Annotated in this window: 1 protein-coding gene; it reads left to right on the top strand. The window is 64.4% G+C overall.

Translation table 11 applies throughout. The annotated features are described in order from the left end of the window. A partial coding sequence (locus BZK31_RS28975) for a condensation domain-containing protein (RefSeq protein WP_157900858.1) occupies window positions 1–629 on the top strand: 629 nt, incomplete at both ends.

Genomic DNA, 629 nt, shown 5'->3' with positions numbered 1-629 from the left:
CAGGACGTGCCGTTCGATCGGGTGGTCGAAGCGGTCAATCCGCAACGTGATACCGCTTATTCGCCGCTGTTTCAGGTCATGCTGGTGCTGCAAAACACCCCCGGCGCTGCGGCGCAGATGCCGGGACTGGGCCTGCAGCCGTACCCGACCGGCAGTGCCACGGCCAAGTTCGACCTGGCGTTCGAATGGGTCGAGCGTGACGGCCGATTGAACCTGCTGGTGGAATACAACACTGACCTGTTCGACGCTTGTACCATCGAGCGTCTGAGCGCGCATTACCGGCAGCTTTTGGGGCAGGTTGCCCGCGATGCCAAGCAGCCGCTCGCTGCGTTGCAACTGATGGAAGATCTTGAGCGCGAACGGGTTTTGCTGGAATGGAACCGCTCGGCGCCGCTGCCGCAAGCGGCCGACTGCGTGCACCGGTTGGTCGAGGCCCGTGCCGCCAGCCATCCTGAGGCCTGCGCGGCGGTCTTCGAAGAACGGTCGTTGAGCTACGCCGAACTCAATGCCCAGGCTAACCGGCTGGCGCACCACTTGCGTGATCTGGGTGTCGGTCCGGATGTGCGCGTGGCGGTCTGCATCGAGCGTTCGCTGGAACTGCCGGTGGCGTTGCTGGCGGTGCTCAAGGC

The organism is Pseudomonas floridensis, from assembly GCF_002087235.1.
Classification (GTDB): Bacteria; Pseudomonadota; Gammaproteobacteria; order Pseudomonadales; family Pseudomonadaceae; genus Aquipseudomonas; species Aquipseudomonas floridensis.
This window is presented reverse-complemented; position numbering and strand designations above follow the sequence as displayed.